16 protein-coding genes and 4 pseudogenes are annotated in these 18,980 nt (G+C 67.7%); 9 read left to right on the top strand and 11 right to left on the bottom strand.

From position 1 onward, the window contains the following. From ACGFYU_RS02900 to ACGFYU_RS02885, 4 genes and pseudogenes are all read left to right on the top strand, one after another. Positions 1–1,131, top strand: coding sequence for a cupin domain-containing protein (locus ACGFYU_RS02900; RefSeq protein WP_393825422.1), 1,131 nt, complete (start codon positions 1–3; stop codon positions 1,129–1,131). A 9-nt stretch (positions 1,132–1,140) separates the two neighbouring features. Further along, entirely contained in the window at positions 1,141–2,382 is a 1,242-nt protein-coding gene (locus tag ACGFYU_RS02895) for a hypothetical protein (protein ID WP_393825421.1), read from the top strand. Positions 2,383–2,397: 15 nt separating this feature from the next. After that, on the top strand, positions 2,398–4,416 hold the full coding sequence (gene glgX, locus ACGFYU_RS02890; protein WP_393825420.1) for a glycogen debranching protein GlgX: 2,019 nt from the start codon (positions 2,398–2,400) through the stop codon (positions 4,414–4,416). 475 nt (positions 4,417–4,891) lie between these two features. Continuing rightward, a pseudogene (locus tag ACGFYU_RS02885) lies at positions 4,892–5,983 on the top strand (ISL3 family transposase); the annotation flags it as partial. A gap of 69 nt (positions 5,984–6,052) precedes the next feature. Here the strand turns inward: ACGFYU_RS02885 and ACGFYU_RS02880 are convergent. Beyond that, complete coding sequence (locus ACGFYU_RS02880) at positions 6,053–6,328, bottom strand: replication-relaxation family protein (RefSeq protein ID WP_393825470.1); 276 nt, start codon at positions 6,326–6,328, stop codon at positions 6,053–6,055. Between the two features lie 32 nt (positions 6,329–6,360). Here ACGFYU_RS02880 and ACGFYU_RS02875 point away from each other — a divergent pair. After that, a pseudogene (locus ACGFYU_RS02875) lies at positions 6,361–6,510 on the top strand (IS5/IS1182 family transposase); the annotation flags it as partial. Positions 6,511–6,620: 110 nt separating this feature from the next. Here ACGFYU_RS02875 and ACGFYU_RS02870 read toward each other — a convergent pair. The 7 genes from ACGFYU_RS02870 to ACGFYU_RS02840 form a co-directional block, all read right to left on the bottom strand. Continuing rightward, entirely contained in the window at positions 6,621–7,760 is a 1,140-nt protein-coding gene (locus tag ACGFYU_RS02870) for an RES family NAD+ phosphorylase (protein ID WP_393825419.1), read from the bottom strand. A gap of 9 nt (positions 7,761–7,769) precedes the next feature. Next, positions 7,770–9,281 carry an alpha/beta fold hydrolase gene (locus ACGFYU_RS02865; protein WP_393825418.1) on the bottom strand — a complete coding sequence of 504 codons (1,512 nt, stop codon included), beginning with the start codon at positions 9,279–9,281 and terminating at the stop codon, positions 7,770–7,772. A gap of 476 nt (positions 9,282–9,757) precedes the next feature. After that, positions 9,758–11,014 carry an IS110 family transposase gene (locus ACGFYU_RS02860; protein WP_393825469.1) on the bottom strand — a complete coding sequence of 419 codons (1,257 nt, stop codon included), beginning with the start codon at positions 11,012–11,014 and terminating at the stop codon, positions 9,758–9,760. Positions 11,015–12,077: 1,063 nt separating this feature from the next. Further along, a complete protein-coding gene (locus tag ACGFYU_RS02855; RefSeq protein WP_393825417.1) occupies positions 12,078–12,749 on the bottom strand; it encodes a PASTA domain-containing protein in 672 nt (223 codons plus the stop codon). A gap of 440 nt (positions 12,750–13,189) precedes the next feature. Continuing rightward, entirely contained in the window at positions 13,190–13,819 is a 630-nt protein-coding gene (locus ACGFYU_RS02850) for a hypothetical protein (protein WP_393825416.1), read from the bottom strand. 546 nt (positions 13,820–14,365) lie between these two features. Beyond that, positions 14,366–14,839: a hypothetical protein gene (locus ACGFYU_RS02845; RefSeq protein WP_393825415.1), complete on the bottom strand. Its 474-nt coding sequence runs from the start codon at positions 14,837–14,839 to the stop codon at positions 14,366–14,368. Between the two features lie 250 nt (positions 14,840–15,089). Continuing rightward, positions 15,090–15,347 (bottom strand): hypothetical protein, encoded by a 258-nt coding sequence (locus tag ACGFYU_RS02840; RefSeq protein WP_393825414.1) that lies wholly within the window; start codon positions 15,345–15,347, stop codon positions 15,090–15,092. Between the two features lie 54 nt (positions 15,348–15,401). Here ACGFYU_RS02840 and ACGFYU_RS02835 point away from each other — a divergent pair, with 54 nt between their 5' ends. From ACGFYU_RS02835 to ACGFYU_RS02825, 3 genes and pseudogenes are all read left to right on the top strand, one after another. Next, positions 15,402–15,641 carry a nucleic acid/nucleotide deaminase domain-containing protein gene (locus ACGFYU_RS02835; protein WP_393825413.1) on the top strand — a complete coding sequence of 80 codons (240 nt, stop codon included), beginning with the start codon at positions 15,402–15,404 and terminating at the stop codon, positions 15,639–15,641. A 142-nt stretch (positions 15,642–15,783) separates the two neighbouring features. Beyond that, complete coding sequence (locus ACGFYU_RS02830; RefSeq protein WP_393825412.1) at positions 15,784–16,269, top strand: winged helix-turn-helix domain-containing protein; 486 nt, start codon at positions 15,784–15,786, stop codon at positions 16,267–16,269. Between the two features lie 50 nt (positions 16,270–16,319). Further along, positions 16,320–16,751, top strand: a pseudogene (locus ACGFYU_RS02825) (transposase); the annotation flags it as partial. A 42-nt stretch (positions 16,752–16,793) separates the two neighbouring features. Here ACGFYU_RS02825 and ACGFYU_RS02820 read toward each other — a convergent pair. The 3 genes and pseudogenes from ACGFYU_RS02820 to ACGFYU_RS02810 all read right to left on the bottom strand — a co-directional run. Beyond that, a complete protein-coding gene (locus tag ACGFYU_RS02820; protein ID WP_393825411.1) occupies positions 16,794–17,342 on the bottom strand; it encodes a GNAT family N-acetyltransferase in 549 nt (182 codons plus the stop codon). Positions 17,343–17,392: 50 nt separating this feature from the next. Beyond that, complete coding sequence (locus ACGFYU_RS02815) at positions 17,393–17,716, bottom strand: hypothetical protein (protein WP_393825410.1); 324 nt, start codon at positions 17,714–17,716, stop codon at positions 17,393–17,395. 48 nt (positions 17,717–17,764) lie between these two features. Further along, a pseudogene (locus ACGFYU_RS02810) lies at positions 17,765–18,365 on the bottom strand (IS5 family transposase); the annotation flags it as partial. Positions 18,366–18,466: 101 nt separating this feature from the next. Between ACGFYU_RS02810 and ACGFYU_RS02805 the strand changes: the two are divergent. Then, a complete protein-coding gene (locus ACGFYU_RS02805) occupies positions 18,467–18,979 on the top strand; it encodes a hypothetical protein (protein ID WP_393825468.1) in 513 nt (170 codons plus the stop codon). Position 18,980 lies beyond the last annotated feature (1 nt).

The following is an 18,980-nucleotide window of genomic DNA, read 5'->3' as shown; positions in this document are numbered from 1 at the left end:
ATGGACACCCGCTTCGACCAGGTGTACACGCACCCGGAGAACGAGATCTTCCGGGTGGTGTTCTACCCGGACCGCATCTACCACGCCCGCTACCTCACCGCCACGCGCTCCTCGCGCTACCGCTACTACGTCGCGGAGGTACGCAACTCCGCCGACGGCACCGCCATCAAGGGCGATGTCTTCCTCGGCGGGACCAAGCTCTGCCCGATGCTGCGCCTCGAATACTCGGGCATCCGGCTCGTCGAGCAGGCCCGTGAGTTCGGCCGACGCCTCGGCCCCCGTACGAAGGCCTGGGTACGGATCACCGGAGACGACCCCGAGAAGACGGCGGAGGCCACCGTCACCCTTCACTGGGACCCGGTCATCGCCGCGTACACCGCCGAGATCTGGGGCACCCTGGAGGCCCCCGAAGGCACTCCGCACGACCATCGGGTGCTTCCGCTGATGGGCCGTGACGCGCCGATCACCCGGGTGCCGGCGCTCTCCCCGCTGCTCGGCGAGATCAGCGAGGTCGCCATGGCCTTCCGCGAGGACGGGGTGCTGTACCCGACCGGACAACGGCTCGGCAATCCGCAGTGGGACAACGCCTATCTGCGCTCCCACCAGGAACCGCGGACCCAGGAGCCGAGCTCCCCGCAGAACACGGTCGAGGACAAGAACTACCTCCTCGACTTCCAGCGTGGTTTCTTCATCCCCGACGCCTCGCAGATCAAGCCCGTCAACTACCGCAACGCGATGACCGACGAGGGCAATCCCGACCGCCGCAACGACAACATCGTGCAGATGCGCTGGCTGTTCCAGCGGGAGCTCGGCAGCGACTTGGTCTTCTTCCACGAGGTGACCGTCCCGCCGGGCGCCGTGGAAGGCACCCACCGCCACATCGGCTCCGAAGAGGTCTACTACGTCGTCTCGGGCACCGGCCTCGCCTACATGAGCGACGGCGACGATCCCACCACCGCCGGCTATCCGCTGGTGGAGCGGCAGGTGTTCGGGATCGGGCCGGTCAAGTGCCGTGAGCTGCCGGTACGGCCGGGCAGCGTCATCTACACCAAGAGCGGTGGTGTCCACGGCATCCGCAACCCCGGCGACCAGCCGCTGAAGTTCGTCGCGTTCCTGTACCACACCACCTGAGGAGGGCCGATGCCCAAGATCGTGCACAGCGATGCGGTCTTCCGCGTCGAGCCCGGGAAACAGCCGGACTACGCGGCCGACAACCCGCTCCTGAAGCTGCTCACCCTCGTGGAACGCTCCCGGCTGGCCGCCGAACGCGAATCGTACGACGCCGCCTCCCTGCAGTACCTGTTCCCACACCGATGGCTGGAGCTGTACGGCCCCAGCGCACCCAACCAGGATCAGCTCGCCCCCGAGGACCAGGACGTCAAGACCGACTTCCAGAAGCAGAACGTCCGCGACTTCCACCTCGCCGACACCCGGGCGGTACGCGGCTGGGCGTCCACCGACGACTGGCGCGGCCCCTTCCTCCAGCTGAGCTACCGGGGCGGCCCCGACTCGGCCCTCCGGCAGACGGCCGGCCGCCTCGGCGACTCCATCGGCTGCACCGTGTCCGTCGCGGGCGGCCCCTCCGTCCAACTGCGCGCCCCCTACGACGAGGAGACCGACTTCTACACGGTCGAGCTGTGGGGCCGCGGCGGCGACGGGCTGCGGGACCGGCTCGGCGACCGCGGCAGGGCCTCCCTGGACGCGGGCATCCTCCAGCCGCGGCCGGACATCGTCACCGGCGGCGCCGACGACTTCGCCCGCGACCGGCTCACCGAGCAGGACGTACGCGGTGTCGCCCCCCGGCACGCCATGCATCCGCTCAACGCCCTCGCCATCGACGTGCGCTGGACCGCCCAGCCCGACGGCACCGGGGCCGTTGACGCCGTGCGGCTCGGCTTCGAGATGCGGATCCGCGGCTGGGACTCGTATCTGACCGTGGGCACCAGCCCCAATCCGCACGGCGGCGTCGGATTCCTGGAGTACCGCAACCTCTTCAGCAACTACGGCCGCTTCGAGGGCAGCGGGGAACTGCGCCGCGCCCTGGAGCCGTACAACCTCGACGCGTTCGGCCGCAAAGGTCACGACAGTGGCGACGCCGAGCAGTTCTTCGCCGTCGACTACATGGACCTGCACGTCCTCGACCCCGCCTGCGGCATCGGTCTGCACCGGCACCGCGACAACCAGGAAGTCTTCCTGATGCTCGAAGGCGACGGACTGATGGTGATCGGCGACTGGGCCGACTCCGGCACCCGCACCCGCTCCTTCGAAGTCCGCAGGCTCACGGCCGGGCACCTGGCCTTCCTCAAGGGCGGCAATCTGCACGGCCTGCTCAACCCGGCCGACCAGCGCGCCTCCCTCTTCATGTTCGGCGGCTACGACTGACGGGATCCGACTGACATGACCGACACCCGCCCCGGCGACCCGTATCTCCTCGGAGCCACCTGGGACGGGCAGGGCACCGACTTCGCCGTTTACTCCTCGGCAGGGGCGTACGGCGGCGAAGTCACGCTCTGCCTCCTCGACGACAACGGCCGCGAGAGCCGCGTGCCGCTCGCCGTCGACTGCGACATCTGGCACACCCGTGTGCCGGGCGTCGGCCCCTGGCAGCGCTACGGCTTCCGCGCCTCGGGCCCGTACGACCCGGCCCGCGGCCTCCGCTTCGACGACCGCGACTTGCTGCTCGACCCGTACGCCAAGGCGCTGCGCCCCGTCGGTCCCAGGCGCCTGGAGTCGCTGGTCGCCGACACCGCCTTCGACTGGGGCGACGACCGGCCGCCGCGCCGGCCGTGGGCCGACACCGTGCTGTACGAGACCCACGTGAAGGGCATCAGCGCCACGCACCCCGATGTCCCGCCCGAGCTGCGTGGCACGTACGCGGGGCTGGCCCATCCGGCGATCACCGGCCACCTGCGTGAACTGGGGGTGACGGCTGTCGAGTTGATGCCGGTGCAGCAGTTCCTGTCCGAGCAATTTCTGCTCGACCGGGGACTCACCAACTACTGGGGTTACTCCACGATCGGCTTCTTCGCCCCGCACGCCGGCTACAGCGGGGCGCCCGACGGGGGCGGCCCCATCGCCGAGTTCAAGACGATGGTCGCCGCGCTGCATAAGGCGGGCATCGAGGTGATCCTCGATGTCGTCTACAACCACACGGCTGAGGGCCCCGCCGACGATCCCGCCCTCAGCTTCCGCGGCCTCGCCAACGAGGTGTACTACCGGCTCGACCCGGCGGACCCGTCCCGCTACCTCGACACGACAGGCACGCGCAACACGTTGAACGCCGGCCGCCCCGAGGTCCTGCGGCTGATCCTCGACTCCCTGCGCTACTGGGTCACCGAGATGCATGTGGACGGCTTCCGCTTCGACCTGGCGGCCACCCTCGCCCGCGAGAGCGGCCCGGTCGACCGTCTCTCCGCCTTCTTCCAGCTCCTCTACCAGGACCCGGTCCTGAACCGGGTCAAGCTGATCGCGGAGCCCTGGGACGTCGGCCGCCCCGACAGCTACCAGGTGGGCCGCTTCCCGGCCGGCTGGGCCGAGTGGAACGACCGCTACCGCGACACCGTCCGCGACTTCTGGCGCGGCGCGCCCGCGGTGGCCGACCTCGGCCGCCGTCTCACCGGCTCCACCGACCTCTACGCACCCGACCGGCGCGGCCCGGACGCCTCGGTCGACTTCGTCACCTGCCATGACGGCATGACCCTCACCGACCTGGTCTCGTACTCCCGCAAGCACAACGAGGCCAACGGCGAGAACAACCGCGACGGCACGGACAACGACCGCTCGTCCAGCTACGGCGCCGAGGGCCCCACCGACGACCCCGCCGTCACTGCCGTACGGGAACGCCAGCGCCGCAATCTGCTCGCGACGCTCCTGCTCTCGCAGGGCGTCACCATGCTCTACGGCGGCGACGAGCTCGGCCGCACCCAGCGCGGCAACAACAACGCCTACTGCCAGGACAACGAGATCGGCTGGTACGACTGGAGCGACGCCGACGCCTCCCTGGTCGCCTTCGTAGGACGGGTCGTCACGCTCCAACGCACCCATCCCGCACTCAGGCGCCGCACCTTCCTCACCGGCACGGGCAACCCCCTCGACATCGCCTGGTACGACCGCACCGGCGCCCCGATGGCCACGGAACGCTGGCAGGATCCGGCCACCCGCTTCCTCGGCTTCCTGCTCGCGGGCGACGCCGTGGACCCGCACGACGACGACCTCCTCGCCGTCCTCAACGCCGACGGACAACCCACCGAGTTCACCGTCCCCGGGCGCCCGGGCGCGGTCTACGAGCCCATGCTCGACACCACCACCCCAGACGGCACCCCCGCCTCCCCGTCCCCCCTCAAACCGGGCGACCGCTGGACCGTCCCCCCACGGACCCTGCTGGTGGCAACGGCCCCGGTGCCGGGCTCCGCCTGACAGCCACGACGCGCTCGACGGTTCATCGTGGTGACCGGGTGACCCGGTGACCTGGTGACGTGACCTGGTGACTCTGCCTGGCCGAGGCCGGGCTGACGGTACGGGTCGACACAGCACGACCGCCACGGAGACGAGGTCCGCCGCGGCCGGCGCAGTGTGGGACCCGTACCTGGTCGAACCGGCCGACCGGGTGCTGGGCTGGAGCCGTGCCAGGCTGGCCGCGCTCACCGCCCTGGCCGAGCCGGGCGAGCGCTCCCTGACCGGGGTCTGGATGGTGGAAGGAACCCATGAGTCACGGGTTCCCTGCGCCCTCCCGGGCCTTGACCCGCGACGCTGCGGAATCCTGGACACGGGTTAAGGCCCGGCGAACGACTCGCCGAACGGTTGGCCACTCCCGTGAGCGGGCCCACGCTACTGCGACTGATCCGCTCCATGGATCTCCCGGAAGTGCCTGAACTGACCCGTCCTCGGCGTCGACGGGTTCGCCTTCCGCCGTGGCCGGCGCTTCGGCGCCATCCTCATCGACATGGACAGCCACCGTCCCATCGATGTCCTGCCCGACCACACGGCCGAGACCTTCGCGAATTGGCTCCGCCGGCACCCCCACATCGGCACCGTCTGCCGGGACCGCGGCGGTGCCTTCGCCGAGGGCGCTGAACGCGGCCAGCCCGGAATCCCGCAGGTCGCAGACCGCTGGCACCTGCTCCACAACCTCACCACCGGCCTGGAGAAGACGGTCACCTGCCACCGCTCCTGCCTCAAGGTTCCTGAGCCCGAGCCCGAGGCAACTCCGGGCCCGGCCAGCACCCCGGGTGCGGAATCTGCCTACGAACGCAAGATCCGCGAACGGCACCACGCCGTCCAGACCCTGTTCCGGCAGGGCCTCACCATCAACGCGATCAGCCCCCGGCTTGGGCTCGACCGCAAAACGGTACGGCGATACGCGAGGGCCGCCACCGCCGAGTCGCTGATACGCGAGCGGCCCGGCCGCACCAGTGCCCTGACCCCGCACAAGCCTTACCTCGCGCGCCGGTGGGCCGAAGGATGCGACAACGCACAGACCCTGCTCGACGAGCTCACCACCCGCGGCTACCTCGGGGGCCGCAGAAGCGTACGGCGGTTCTTCAACACTCTGGCCAGGCACAACGGCCCACGATCCGTTCCCCCGCCACCACCTGCGGTCGCCGATGTCGTCCGGTGGATCATCGGCCGCCCGGAGAACCAGAGCGACCAGGCCCGCCAGGACCTCAAAGATGTCTCCGGACGCTGCCCGGAGATCGCCGAGGCCTGCCGCCTGGCCCGCGGCTTCGCCACCATCCTGCGCCGCCGCGACGGGCACCGGCTGGGAGACTGGCTCGCCCAGGCAGACGAGTCCCAGGTCAAGGAGATCCGCACCTTCGCCAACGGACTCCGCAAGGACCTCTCCGCCGTCACCGCCGGACTCACGCTCCCACTGAGCTCCGGCGCCGTCGAAGGCAACGTCACGAGAATCAAGCTCCTCAAGCGCCAGCACTACGGCCGCGCCGGGTTCGATCTCCTCCGCAGACGCATCCTCCTGGCCCACTGACCAACTCGTTTCACGGAAAGTGTCGAAGAGCCGTAGTTCTCCCCAGAGGGGAGGTTGTCATGGCCGCCGTCACCCGTTGTCGAGTTCGAAGAGGCGGACCTCGCTGGTCTTGGTCGGCACGGGGAGGACGGCATCGGTGTTGAAGGACAGGCCGGTCTCCTTGATGGCGTGGTTGACCTCCACCTGCCAGTCGGTCAGGTACTCCCGGCGCCCGCGCAGGACGGTGTCGGTGTAGGCGAGGATCGTGACGGTCACCGCGACGGCGTGCGGGCCGAACCCCGCTTGGACGGCCTTCGCTCCGGTGCCAGCCTTCGGGCGTGACGGTAGTTCGTTGCCGTCGGCCAGAGCCTTAGGCCCCGCCAGGGTGAGGTTCCAGCCTCGCCCGCGACTACGAAACCCTGCCCACCCGGTCCGAAGCCGTGATCCACCTCGCCATGGCCGACCTCATGGCCCGCCGCCTGACCGGCGAGAACACCATCTCCTGGCGCGACCTGAAGAAGCCCACCAAACAGTCCATCTCGGGATGAAACATCGGACAAAAGCGACCTCTGAGAGACCAGGGAGCCCGCCACCCGGAGCATCCGGGACGTCTGGGACGACGGCGCATGCGAGGAGAGACGCCTCTGCCGGTCGGCTGCTAGAACCTGCTTCGGCCACGCCCAGATGCTTCCTGACGTGCAATGACTCGTTCGGTGCCCGGCTGGAGGCGAAGCACCGCGCGGGAGGTTTCGGCACCGGGGTCAACGCAGCCTTCGGGGCCGGTGAACAGCACGTAGTTGACGCCGCCGTTGTGGGCGGAGCGGAAGGCGATGCCGTCCACGCTGAGTGGTGAGAGGCAGCGGAAGTACTCGGTCAGCACCTGGGTGGGGACGTACGCGAGGTGCTCGTGTCCGTCTCGAGTGACCGGGCGGCTCAGGTCTTCCGAGAAGGACCGCATGAATCCGACGGAACGGATCAAGGACCTTCGGTCGGGGTCGAACACACTGGGCGCGGCGGGTACGGTCGCCAAATCGACCACCGGGATCGGGCGGATCAGTTCGAATGCCGCGACGGCGGCGTAGGGCCGGGGGTCGTGGGCCGTTATCTCCGCGAGGACGGTGGCCACGTTCTCGGATCCATAGAACATCGAGACACCCACGGGGCTCATCCGGTTGGCGGTGGCCCGTGCGAGAGGGGTCGAGCCGATATCGGCTGCGGCATAGCCTGGCGGGGTCGGGTCCCGGCGCATCCGGCCGCGCCACACCTGTTGCCCGGCGGGCAGCGTGCGGACGAGGCCCAGCCGGTCGACGACCGCCGACACCTCGTCCAGCATGGCTACGGACGAGGGCGCACCGTGTCGGTCGGGACCGGCGAGCAGGGTGAACCGTCTGTGGTGGCCGACCTGCTGGCGGAAGAGACTCCACGGAGTGTGGACTGTGCCGGGCTGATGGTTCGGTGTTTCCCGCAGCTGCCACGACTCTGGCTCCGTCCATTGAAGCAGGGCGCGTGTCACGCGGGGCTCGACAGCTCCCTGGCAGATGTCCTCGACGGCGCGAGCAGTGCCGATGCCCCGACCGGTCACGCCTGTGGGCCGGTACTTCTCGCGGACGGCGCCGAGGACTCGGTGCACGAGGTGGTGGAGGCCGACGGCCACCGGTTCGCCACACAGCGAACGCGTGGTGCAGAACGAGCAGCGGGAGGCGGTCATCATGGCGCCGAGGTGGTGGCGCAAGTGTTTGTCGTCGATGTGGTTCATGCAGACCGCATCCGACGGCGGCAGGTCCTGCGACGACGTCACCCGTCCTCCCTACGTGGTCCGGCCGTGGGCTCGCTGTTTGACATGAAGCCGCTCGTGGAGAAGATCGAAGATCGTCTTTCGACGGGTGCTGAAGTGGATGCTCCAGCTGGGGTCTTCGGCCAGCTCACTCATCAGCGGCTCCCAGATCAGTTCGAAGCTCTCCGAGACGCTCATCCCGCCGCGCCCCGCCCCGAAGAGCGGGAAGCAGATGGAGGAGAGGGCGAGACCCTCCTCACGCTCTTGGCGAGCCAGGTCGAAGGTGTTGTGGACGGCCCTGGGGATGGACTGGGGGTCGACGGCGTAGTCGTTCGTGCCCGAAACCGGGGCTGCGATGGCCGCGTGGTAGATGCGCTGTACGTTCCGCCTCGAAAGCGCGCCTGCGGGAGTAGGAGCGACGGTTCCGCCCGGTACGGGAAGGCCGTAGCTGCCGTGGCTACGGAGCCAGGTCGCAAGGTGATCGCCGGCCACGTCTTCCAGGATCTGGCCCCCGCCGCTCTTTTCGGCAGCGGCCCGTCGCAGACTCCCGGAAGTCGATGGCTTGAAGAACTGTGACATCTGGAGATAGGTGTTCTCCGAGGACACCACGATGTCCACGTTCCTGAGCTGTTCCATCGGTCCGCCGTGAAGGTAGAACGGGACTGCACGCCCACCTGGTCCGCCTGTCGGCACGTCGATCGGGCCGGTCAGCTCCCGTTCCGTGAGGACGTCGCCGGCAAGGCGGGCCGGCCTGCGACGGTGCGGAATGTCAGCCTCGGACTGCGGCTCGGCGGGAAAGGGCTCCGCCAGGGCCCGGACGAGTTCCCGGCGCACCGCGTGGACGATCCGGCTGTCCGGCCCGCTCGGCTTGATGACCGAGAAGTGATCACCGGGCAGCACCCCCGTCTCGGGGAAGAACCCCGCGGCAGAGGAAGGGACCACCACGTTGTCGCTCTCGCCAGCGTAGGCCACGATCGGAATCGGACAGCTGTCGTGAGCGAGTTCCGGGGCCCGGACGATTCCGTCGATCACTCGCCGCTGGGTTTCGAGCACCGAGGTCTGAAGCGGCTTGAGCTCTCGCTCCTGGCTGTTCCTGGTCATCGGGATCAGCCCCCTGCGAGCCAACAAGAACAGGTCGGACCCGTTGTTCGGACAGGCGAACATCACCAGTCGCCGGATCTTGGCGAGTTCCCTCCCCCGGCCCGCCAGCAGCATCCGGGACAAGTACCGCTGAGCGACTAACCCGCCCTGACTGTGCGTAACGAGGGCGACCCTCTCATAGCCGGCCGTGAGGTCGCCGATGAATCCGCGCAGGCTTTCCGCGATCGTGTCGAGATCCGGCATCCGCCGTAGTGGGTTCCACGTCACGGGTCGCGTCGCGTACTCGAAGAAGAGGAAGTCGTACTCGTCGGACACCGCAGGGATCCCGGACATCTCCCGCTGTAGGGGCGTCCATGTGGTCGGCGACGAGAAGAGGCCATGTACGAAGACGACAGCAGCCTGACGCAAGTCTCCCCCTGAAACCGAGGCGCGGTGCGAGAACATTCGCACGCATCGTACGGAGATCTTCGGCCCCGCCGCAGGGAGTTCGCCCTTGCAGCGGCCGCCGCGGTAGGCGCTGCCGGGTGGCATCCGAGACGGTACGGGTCCGGTGTGCGGACGTACCCGTACCTTGCGGTGATCATTCCCGTACCGTTCGGGCGTGAGGGAAATCGGACAGCGGGCTGACCTGGTCGGCGGAGCAGCCGGCGCCGAACCCCAAGGGCAAGGACTGGGCGTGGTGGTCGGTCGGGCCCGGCAAGGCCGTCCAGCTGCCTCCAGCCCGCACCGGCCGGAGCCCACCCGGTGCACCTCTCCATCGTGTAGTGCGCGTCAGGGACGGCGGTGGTGCGCACCGCAACCATTGGGTGGGCGCACCACCGCACCGCACCACACCGGGGGTGTTATCACACACCCCCTTGACCACGCCCTGATCAGAAACCTTAAGGGGCTGTGTCAAGACATCTCAGGGGGCTATGAAGTCAAGCGGCCTGCTCGGTTGGGGGTGACAGGAGCGGTGCGAAGGCGTGCTGTTCGTCAAACTGCTGTCGGGTCTTGAGGCAGTGGTGGAGCTGGCCGAGGATGCGGTTCAGCAAGTGCCTTTGTGCGGCGGCATGCCAGTCGCCATGCTCGCGTCGGCGCCGGTAGTGCGCGTTCGCTCCCGGTGAGGCGGTGAGGGCGGCGAAGGCCCAGAGGAAGCCGGCATTGATGAGGCGATTGTTCTTGACGAACCGGCGGCCGACGAAGCGCTTCCTGCCGGAAGCCCGGGTGATGGGGGCGGATCCGGCGTACGACTTCAGCGCTCTGGCGTCGGCGAACCGGTCACGGTCGTCGCCCAGCTCTGCGAGCACGCGGGCGCCGAGCATGGGCCCCAGGCCGGGGAAGCTGAGCAGGATCTCGCTGTCGGCATGCTGGTGAGAGGCAGCTGTGGCCGCCTCAGCGAGATCGTCCGCGGCCTGGCAGGTGGCATCCAGCTGCTTGAGCAGGGCCAGGAGCTGGTGACCGAAGGCGCCCTCGACGCCCGGGAGCTGGTGGGCGTACTCGGCGCGGAAGACGTCCCGCAGCCGCTCGGCTTCCGCGTCGCAGCCGCGGAGGCGGCCACGGCGTTTGAGGGCAGCCCGCAGCTGGGCGAGGGTGAGCCTCGCGGCCTTGGCCGGAGTCGGCGCCAGAGCGAGGATGACACGGGCGTCAGCCCTGGTCAGACCGCCTTGCTTGCTCTGGAAGGCCAGCAGAGCAGCAGCGTAATACTCGCGCAGGAGTGAGCGGACCTGGTTGGCGACCTGCTGCCGAGTCCAGACGGCATCCTGCTGTGCTCGGGCCAGGACAGTGATGGCCTGGGCGAGTTCGGAGTCGGCCGGCAGGGGCCGGTGGGCGTGCATGTCGGTGCGCAGGATGTTCGCCAGGACCAGGGCGTCGCCCGGGTCGGACTTCTTTCGGCTGACGCCGTGGCGGTCGCGGTAGCGTGCGGCGGCGAGCGGGTTGATCGCGAAGACCCGACGGCTGCCGGTGCGCAGGCTCGCGACCAGGAGGCCGTGGCTGGTTTCGATGGCCACCGGTATCGGATCGTCTGGGCTGTCGCCGTGCTCGGCCAAGAGGTCCAGGAGGTTGTGGTAGCCGGCCACGTCGTCGGTGATACGGGCTTTGGCGAGCAGGGTGTCGGCTTCGTCGACGAGGGCGACGTCGTGATGACGCTCTGCCCAGTCGATGCCGCAGAACACGGTCAAGCTGTCCTCCCAGATCCGTCCGTTTATGCAGGTCACGAGCACATGCGCGTCGCGCGGCGCCCCAATCCAAGGACTCGTTGGTCCGCCATCTCAGTAGCCGTTCGCGACACCAGCGAACTCCAGGGGCTCGATCCTTCGGCAGAGCTCGCGGGCTCGCGGATGAACAAGAGGTCGACCCTGGAGAGGGCTCGCGCCGTGACGATTAACGTCCGGCCTGGCTCCGCGAGTTTCGCGGTGACCACGGAGGCGCCGGGCTGCGCCGCTCTTGACAGAGGCCTCAAGGGCCTGGGGAAACGGAGGCATCAGCCCGGCGCCCGCGTCATCGCCGCGGACCCCGCAGCGGACAGCGATGCCGCTCTTTGAGGAGGCCTTGACGGCCAGGGGGGATCCAGGCATTCGCTGTCCTATGCGAGCAGGGGTGGTAGGTTGCCCTCCCCGATGAACTTCGTGCAAGCGGATCGTTGAGGGGCATCGGCGATTACCGCTTGCAAGTCCGGGAACGCGAAGCTGTCTTGGTGTCCCGCTGGTCCACAAAGTGACCCGATAGAACCGCCTCAGGCGAGCCCGACTCAGAAGCGGTTCGACCCGTTGTCGATACTGACTGGGTGTCGGCGTCCAGGTGTGTTGGCTCGGTGGCCCTGCAGCCACCACGGCCCCCCAGGGCCATGTCGGAGCCCGAGCAGTTTCGGTGTGGTGCCCAGCCGCGAAAGGTCTGGTCAACCTGGGAGTCCGGCCGTTGCCCGCCCAAGCCTACGTTGCGGAAGTAGCGGTACCGGTCGAGTGCGAGGTGCCGGATATCCATTCGGCGTCCTCGGCCTGGCCGCCCCCAGCAGCAATTTCCTGTCCGGAGACACCGTGGCTGGAACCCACACCCTCGCTGATCACACCGGCTGGGGCCGATCGGTGGCGTTCAGACCCGACGACGGCACAACTTGGTCTCGGGCGGCGCGGACAGCACGGTGCGGTTGTGGGGCGCCGCCGGCTCTCCGGCCGCATCGAGGTCTGCCGCCACCAATTTGTCGTGCCGATGTAGACGCTCAGGCGGCTTGTCTGAAGTTGGGCCACCCTTTCGCGTCGTTCATGAGTGTCCGGTCGACACGTGCACCTGCAGCTTCGATTCGGGCCTCTTGCCCGAGCCATGTGAGATTTCAAGCTGCGTGCCGCCGGTGGGCTCAGTCCGCAAGACGGTGCCCGCAGCTGCCGGACCAGGTTTCTGCACGATGTTGTAGTCGCCCAAAGTGAAGCCTGCCTGTTCCAGCGCTGCCACAGCCTCGCTCATGTTCATTCCCGCGACTTGGGGGACGGTCACCGTCTGTTTCGTTTCCTGCAAAGGCGACTCGAAGGTCAGGAACTTGAAGAACCCGAATCCGACCGCGGCAAACACCATCATGATGAAGGCGATCACCACTGCCCCGAAGGCCCAGTACACGCGGCGGGCCTTGCCTGAGAGACCAGAGGCACTGGTTTCCGCTTTGAGTTCTGAGCTCGTGGAGTGGTTGAAGAGTACCTTCGTCTCGAAGGAGTTGCCTGGGCCGCGTTGGCGGCATCTGTCGAGATCTACCTCGACGACGTCGTCCCTTCTGGGGACGCCACCCAGGATTCTGGTTCCCGAGAGGTGGACCGACTCGCTTCCGCCGTCGGGAAGCGTCAATGTCAACGTGAGTACGGTGAGCGCGTTGATCTGGCCAAGATAGTTCTCTCGCCTCGACGCCACCTGCCGCACAGTCCCGACCAGCCCGTTCCGGTACACCGGCTGGACGCTTGGTCCCGCTCCTGCCGGCTGCCTCGACGGATTCGAAGTCCCGGTCGTCGGGGAATCGGATCGCCGGAGGGCGGCCAGACGCCGCTCGGCGGTCGAGTGCCATTGTGAAGACGGAGGAGTGATACGTAGACAGTGCCGATAGTTCGCCTCAGCGCCCGCAGTGCTGCCTCGCAGTTCCTCGACCCGTCCGAGATACACAAGGACTTCCGGCCTCAGGGCGGGATCTGGGTAAGCCCGAAGAAGGTGGGGCTCCGCGCGGTCCGGTAACCCAGCAGCTGCATGGACTGCTCCCAAGCCCACATGCGCTTGCAGGCCCAACTCCGGGTGATCGAGAAGCGTCGCGTAAAGTCGGGCAGCTGCTCGGAGGGAGCCCTGGTCCCGGAGCGTATGTGCTTGGCGGAGGGTTTCTGCGTCGCTCACGCGGGTGCCTATTCTTCGGAGAACGGATCCGACGGGTAGGACTGCTGTGCTGTGCCGTCGTCAGCGACGTCATCCTTGGACGTGGCTACGACCGTCTTGCCAGGGGAATCCTCGGTCGGCCCTGGGGAGGCGGAGTACGTGTCACACGGCCCGCACTCATCTGTCGTGTACTCCGGAAGGTAGTCGAAGGAACCGAAGTCGCCGTCGGCGAGATACTCATCGGCCAGCCGCCGGGTATCCAATTGCACGGGCAGACAGTCGAATTCCGCCGCTTCGTCCGGCAGCGGGGTGGCGAATGGGTCACCGTCCTGTGTAGCGGTCTGGTGCGAGATCGTCCCCGATGTGACCGCTTGCGTCGGGTTCTCGGGCGTCGTCTGCACCTGCAGCTCATGTGCCTCCTCCACGAGCTCCGGAAGGTGACTGACGTCGTAGTGCGCGGTGGAAGGGTCCGTGTGCCATGTGTCCTCGGAAGAGGCCTGGTTCTTTGGGTGGACGATGCCCGTTTGTGGGTGATGCGGAGGCTGAGCCGGGTGAAGAATGAGAGCTCCAGGGTCGTCCACGTGACCCGCCAGGGGGTCGACCGATGAAATCGGCGTGATGGGGTACGGAGGCTTCCCTTGGCCAGGTTCGAAGATCACGACCGGCCGTATCCCGTCGGGCACCAGGTAGTTGGAGTCCGGCCCGACAGCGGAGCCTCGACCGGGCCCTTCACCCCGTCCGTGCTCCTCCCGAGAGCCACCGCCACCATGACCATGGGCCTGGCCGCTGTGCCACCGCGAAGCTCCGTGGGGAGAGTCTCCCCCACGTGGGTGGGAATAGGTCAGATGGGCGGCATGCCAATTGCCCTGGGCGTCCTGGAACCGGAAGTCCCTGGGCGGCTCCAGCTCTCCGGGCCATTCCGCCTGCGGCCGGCTCGGCCCCAACAAGTTGTCGACCGCCCGCACATGACCATCTGCATCCAAATGCAGCCACGCGCGATGCCAGCCACCGCGACTGAGCCAAGCGACTGCCAGCCTCCCACCCTTGAGCACGGCGACCATGATTCCCCGATCCTGCGACAAACGACCTGCACCGCAGCATTTTCCAGCCATCACGCCCCTCAAACCCAAGAGGGCGGAGGGGTACGAATAGGGCCGCCTTGCTGCCGTCGGCGATGCCGTGGATCGTCTGGGCGGTATCGCCGTTCATCCGCAGTTCCTCGCGGGTCGCATCCGGTATCGGGTAGTTGGCCCAGGCCCGATCGGATTCGATCTCTTCTTGCAGGGTGTCTCATGAGACAGATGGCCCCGCCGTTGGCCCAGGTCAGCGGCTGGTGCTTCGCAGCGCCAGACGGCTTGCTGCTGCAAGGCTGTGAGACAGGGCCGAGCAGCTGGACCAATCCCCTCGCGGAACATCCACAGCCCGAAGCAGTCGTCTTCCTCGTCGTGGAGCATGACCTGCACGCACTCCGGGCTGTTCCACGGCAGTGCCTCCAGGTCCTTGAGGATCCCGGTGCGCTGGCCCTCCCGGAAGAACTCCAGGCACCACCCGCCGACGAACCAGTCGGGTATCGGCTCGAACCGGCCGCGCCATTTACGCGACTCGTCGTCCCGCGTCAGCGGCTCCATCACCTCGTCCTCGTACCGGGCCAGCACGAGGACCTGTGCCATTCTGCTCATGGCCGTATGTGACCGGACAAGGTCCCTGCGGGCAAGCCGATTCCCCGGAGGTATCCGCTGGAAGGCTTCGGGTCGCCCAAGTGCATCCGGGTGGCGGCCGCATGGAGGCTGCCGCCCGACGCCGGGCGGAGTGGGCAGGGGGCTGGCCGGTGCCAGATCTGGTAGGCGCTCAGGGAGCGAGAGATTTGTCGCTCAGTGGCGATGGCTCGGCAGGGCCGACTCCGGCGGAGGAGCCTGCGGCGAAGGACGTTCAGATCGAGTTGCCCCAGCCGAACGTGGCGATGTAGGCCCGGCGGACGGCGTCCCAGCCACGGCCGCTACCGATGTGAATCACCGCCAGTGCAAGAAGGAACCAGGTCGTGAAGGCGCCAGCAATGATCAAGGTCCACCGAGGGCCGGAGAAACTGGCGACGACGATCAAGGCGATGACGGTCACGCCCAAGCCCATGTGGGCGGCGGGCAGGTCTGACCGCAGGGCCTCGCGCAGAGCACCGCGTTCCTCCTGCATGTCCCGGGTGTACCGAGCACGAGCTGCGCTTTCGACGTTCTCCCGCTCAGAGCTGTGCTCCATGGCTGGCCCCCTGTAGATCTCCGGCTGAGGCTGCAACCCGAGCAGCCCGTTGACCGCCATCATCGGTTGTTCGTCGCGGCTTCATCGCCAAGAAGACATATCGTGAAGCGCAGTTCCGGACGCCATTCAGAGCGCTTGGCGGTTGAGGAGTGGGCTTTGCTGGGGCTCGACCCCAGCAGTCTTAAGGGCGTTTACACCGAGCTGGCTCCATGTGTGGCTTTCTCGCTCTGAGCTGGCTCCACAAAATCGGCTTGCCCTGGTACCAGTTGGTTGATGATTCAACTCCGGCTCGAACCGTCTCCGCCTCTACTGACCTTGAAGTCGTCTTGCCGCAGATGCTGACGGTCAGTCATCGTTGAGGTATGTCGGGTGTATGAGGTATCCGCAGGGTGGGGGTCTGACCGCGGAGAGGCAAGCGTTCCGCGAGCGGATCCGGATGGAAGCAGCGGTGATGCTCGCCGCCGGGCGGAGCAGCACGGACATCGCGAAAGAGTTACGGGTCAGCGTCCGGTCGGTCCAGCGGTGGCGGCGGGCATGGAGGGCGGCCGGCCCAGGCGGGGTCCGATCCCGCGGCCCGGCGTCCAGACCCAAGCTGAGCGACGCGCTGTTCGCGGTGCTCGAGGAGGAGCTGGCCAAGGGCCCGGTCTTGCATGGATGGCCGGACCAGCGATGGACGCTGGCGAGGATAGAGACCCTGATCGGCCGCAGGTTCCACAAGTCGATGACGCTGTCGGGGATTTCGCAGATGCTGCGCAGACACGGCTGGAGTCATCAGGTTCCCTCCCGTCGTGCCCTCGAGCGTGACGAGGTCGCGGTGGCCGGTTGGGTGAAGGAGGTGTGGCCGCGGGTGGAAAGATAGCGGAGGCGCTCGGGGCCTGGATCGTCTTCGAGGACGAAGCCGGATTCTCGATGACGCCGCCGACCTCCCGCGCCTGGAGCCGGCGCGGCACCACACCGGTCATCCGGGTCCGTGGCCGTTCCCAGCGCCGCTTCTCCATCGCCGCCCTGTGCTGCTACAAACCCGGGACGCGCTCCCGCCTGATCTACCGGCCCAAACGACACACTGACCACAAGGCCGGGGGCCGCAAGAGCTTCGCCTGGACCGAGTACCGCGACCTGCTCATCGCCGCCCACCAGCAGCTGGGGGCACCCGTCGTCCTGGTCTGGGACAACTTGAACGTCCACAAGGACCGCCGTATGCGGGCCTTCATCGACGCACACGACTGGCTCACGGCCTACCACCTGCCGTCTTACGCACCCGACCTCAACCCCGTGGAAGGCATCTGGTCAATCCTCCGCCGCAGCACGCGCACCCCTGAAGCCACGCTCAACGAACCGGACGCGGGACCCCGAGCGGTGGTCGCACGGCTGTCGAGTACGCGCTCAACCAGACCGCGGAACCGAGGACCACACGCCGAACCACTGCTCGGCGCCGAACTCCTCGAACCGCTCCAGCTCAGTGAACCCCAGCTTCACCGCGACACCTACCGAGCGGTCGTTGGCCACCTGAGTGCAGAGAACCACCGGCTCGCCGGGAAACGCGTCGGCGAACCAGCCGAGCGCCGCCGAGCACGCCTCAAAGGCGTACCCACGTCCCCACTCCTCGGGCAGGAGCATGTAGCTGAGCTCGGCCTCCCCGGCATCAGGACGGACGTGCCCCGGACGCTCCGCGTCCCGCCGGTCGAGCGTGACGATGCCGATCATCGCCCCGTCGTGATCGACCACGAACACGCCGGCGCGCCGCCCGGGTACTTCAGGCACTGCACTCTCAACCTCAGCACGTGGCCGGGGGCCACCGAGGTACGTCCGCACCTCCGACGAGGCGAACAGGTCAATGAACGCCGCACGGTCCCGGGCCACCGACTCGCGGAGCACGAGCCGCTCGGTCCGCAACGAAGCGGGCGGCCACACAACGGGTCCAAGCTCAGCCATGACAGGCAACCTACAGACTCTCCCCATGGCGGGAGCATCAGGCCCCGACATCACGCCTTCAACCTCAGTAGTACGGTCACCAGCTCCGACTCCCCGGTTGCCTCAGCGGATGCGAGGAGGACCGCTCGGATGTCGTGGTCGAAGCCGTCGATGCGCTCGCTGTCGTACTCCCAGTGCTCAAGCCGGAAGACACGGTCCGTGTCGCTGGGCACCCAACCTTGCTTGCGCGCCTCGGAATCACGTGGGGTCTGCCTGGGCGTGATGTCTACGAACGCCCGGCGGTCAACCCTCGTTGCTGGGACTTCCGCCACCAGTCTTCTGCCGAGGCGGAGGGCGGTCAGCTTGTCTGTGGGCCAGTTCGAGGTGTTGGTCACGAAGCCCTATCTTTGTTTGTCCTCCCCCGGGTCTCTGAGGATTTTCTTCTGGACGATCCTGCGGGTCATGAGGGTGATGGCAGCCCAGGTGATCAGGGCCTCTGAGTGCTGGACGAGTCGTTCGTAGTCGCGGGCATGGCGGCGGGCGTGCATGAGCCAGGCCAGCGTGCGTTCGACGACCCAGCGGCGGGGCAGGACGACGAAGCCGGTGGCGTCCTTGGGCCGGCTGACCGTCTTGATCGTGAGCCGTACGTGCTGCTTGGCCCAGGTGACGAGCTGGCCGGCGTAGGCGGAGTCTGCTCAGACGATGGTGATCTCGGGGTGCATGAGCCGGAGGCGGAAGAGGACTTCCTTGGCGGCGTCGCGGTCGGTCATGTCGGCGGGCGTAACCATGACCAGCAGCGGGAGACCGCGCGGGTCCACGACGATGTGCCGTTTGCGGCCATTGATCTTCTTCGCCGCTGAAGCCGCGAGAGTCTCTGCCGACGGTCTCTGCGGCCTTCACGCTCTGAGAATCGATCACGGTGGCGACGGCCCTGGAGGCTTTGCCCATCTCGCGGCGGATGCGTCCGCGCAGGTGGTCGCGGATCTGGCCGACGACGCCGGCCGCGGTCCAGCGCGCCATGAATCCCCAGACCGTGCGCCACGGCCTTCTGTGGAATCCGACCTGTCAAGTGGCGTCGAAGGTCCCCCTGGTCGATATACGCTGGCTCGCTGGGTCGAATGCCGGGAGACTCCTGTGCTGTGAACATGGGGATCTCTGGTTTCGAGCCGTCCTTCCTGATCGGAATCGACGCGATTCGGCAGGTGCACGGAACACGCCTGGCGACGCTCGCCGGTAGGCGCCTGACGGGGTTCGCGCTGGTGCGGTTCGCCGAAGACGGGGACTGGTTCGCCGACTGCCCGGTGGTGCTTGACTTCGACGGTATCCAGGTGGAGGTCTGCCACTGGAAGTTCGACGAGCTCTCGATCAGCTGGGACACGATCGACACGGCGGCGACCATCAGGGGGTGGGAGTCGTCGGAGTTCACGCCCCGGTGGTCTCACAGCGATGAAGGCCTCGAACCGTTCGTCGGCCATGAACTGCGGGAGGTCACGCTTCTCGAATGGCGGCCGGCAGAGCGTGACCTGGCGGCAGGAACCGTGGCAGTGGAGTTCGTCTTCGCCAGCGGCCGCCTGCGGATCGTCAACGGCCTTGATGAGAATGCCATCGAGGTCGGTGCAGCCCACTCGGACTATGTCCGACACGAGCTGGGCCGCTGAG

This window comes from Streptomyces sp. NPDC048337 (genome assembly GCF_043201175.1).
Classification (GTDB): Bacteria; Actinomycetota; Actinomycetes; order Streptomycetales; family Streptomycetaceae; genus Streptomyces.
The sequence above is the reverse complement of the archived record's forward strand: the minus strand, read 5'-3'. Positions and strand labels throughout refer to the sequence as shown.